Origin of the sequence: Actinocorallia longicatena, assembly GCF_039534125.1 — a bacterium.
Lineage (GTDB): Bacteria > Actinomycetota > Actinomycetes > Streptosporangiales > Streptosporangiaceae > Actinocorallia > Actinocorallia longicatena.
In genome coordinates this window covers 1-925 of record NZ_BAAAUV010000078.1, presented here as the reverse complement: position 1 = coordinate 925, position 925 = coordinate 1, and the positions used below count along the sequence as shown (strand labels likewise).

Sequence of the window (925 nt, the reverse complement as noted above, 5' to 3'; positions counted from 1 at the left end):
CACTGACCCTTTTTCATCCTCGGGTGACCTCGTAGTTCTGTAGGACGGCGATGGCCTTGACGAGGTGGCCGGCCTTGCTGGGGCTGCACCGGAGTTTCCGGAGGAGTCTCCAGCTCTTGAGCTGGGCGTTCGCGCGTTCGCCGGGTCCGCGGAGCTTCGCGTGGGAGCGGTTGGCCTGCTTCTGCGAGGCGATCTTGTTCTTGCCCTTGTACGGAGTGATGACCACCTGCGCTTCGGCGCCCTGGTATCCCTTGTCGGCCAGCGTGATGATCCCGGCCTTGTCCAATTCACGCAGGATCCCCCAAATGCGGGCGGCGGTCAGGTCGTGGGTGCTGCCGGGCATCGCCCCGGACGTCCACAGGATCGTCCCGTCGGGACCCGCGATGACCTGCACGTTCATCCCGTGGCAGCGGTGTTTGGCCGAGTAGTAGGGCCGGTCGGCCTTCACCCGGTCGGTCGTGATGAGCGTGCCGTCCAGGACCAGCAGATGCAGTCCGTCCTTCTTCGCCTTCGCCAGGGCCGCTGTCAGCTTGGGTGACCGTGCCGACAGCAGCGCCACCGTTTCCTCGACGTACCGCCACGCGGTACTCGTGGACACCTCGAACCCCGCTCCGACCTCGGCGAACGTCTCGCCCTTGCGCAAGTGGGCCAGGACGAGCAACGCCTGCTGCCCGGGGTTGAGCAGCCGCCACGTCGACCCGATCTGCTTGCGCCGACGCCGGATCAGCCCGGCGACGTAGTTGAGCGTTGAACGCGACAAATCGACGGCAGCACGGTAGAACAGCATGCAGAACCCCTGGCCTGGACGTGGCGATTGTGGTGATCAACCCGTCTACCAGGGGTTTCCTCGCGCCACCGACCGAACACCCGAACCGCGATCACGTCGTGATCAGCGCCCGCTCAGACGGATGAAAAAGGGTCACTG

At 65.4% G+C, this 925-nt stretch carries 1 protein-coding gene; it reads right to left on the bottom strand.

The window, feature by feature from the left end; genetic code table 11:
• Window positions 1–13: 13 nt before the first annotated feature.
• Window positions 14–787 carry a transposase family protein gene (locus ABD785_RS41140; RefSeq protein WP_344840340.1) on the bottom strand — a complete coding sequence of 258 codons (774 nt, stop codon included), beginning with the start codon at window positions 785–787 and terminating at the stop codon, window positions 14–16.
• Window positions 788–925 lie beyond the last annotated feature (138 nt).